This is a genomic window from Streptomyces sp. SID12501, assembly GCF_010550245.1.
Lineage (GTDB): Bacteria > Actinomycetota > Actinomycetes > Streptomycetales > Streptomycetaceae > Streptomyces.
The window spans coordinates 1-416 of the sequence record NZ_JAAGLU010000824.1 but is presented as its reverse complement, the minus strand read 5'-3'; the positions used below and the strand labels follow the sequence as shown (position 1 = coordinate 416).

At 70.2% G+C, this 416-nt stretch carries 1 pseudogene; it reads left to right on the top strand.

Features of this window, described 5'->3' with window-relative positions:
- Window positions 1-416: pseudogene (locus G3I71_RS48655) on the top strand (response regulator); the annotation flags it as partial.

Genomic DNA, 416 nt, shown 5'->3' with positions numbered 1-416 from the left:
GCTCCTCCCCGAAGCACGCGGTGGAGATCATCGAACAGCAGTTGGCCGACGCCGACCACGTCTCACGCCGCTCCAGCATCCGCGGCGACGTCCTCGGGGACGCGCTGCTGGAGCGCAAGCACCGCATCGCCTCCTTGGAGGTGCGCCTCAACCAGATGGAGGCGGCCCTCAGCTCCGAGCGCGAGCGCGCCGGCCAGCTGGTAGCGGCTCACCCCGACGTATCGGAACTTCGGGGGGAACGCGACGTTCTGCAGCAGGAGGTGACGCGGCTGGGGGACGAGCTCCAAGCGGCGCACGAGCAGCGGGATGCCGCTGAGGCGCGCTGCGATCTGCTGGAACGTCAGCTCGCTGTCGTCGAACAGCCGGTCGCTCTGCCCGTGGCGCCCCCGCTTCGGATGCCCAAGGTGCTCGTCGTG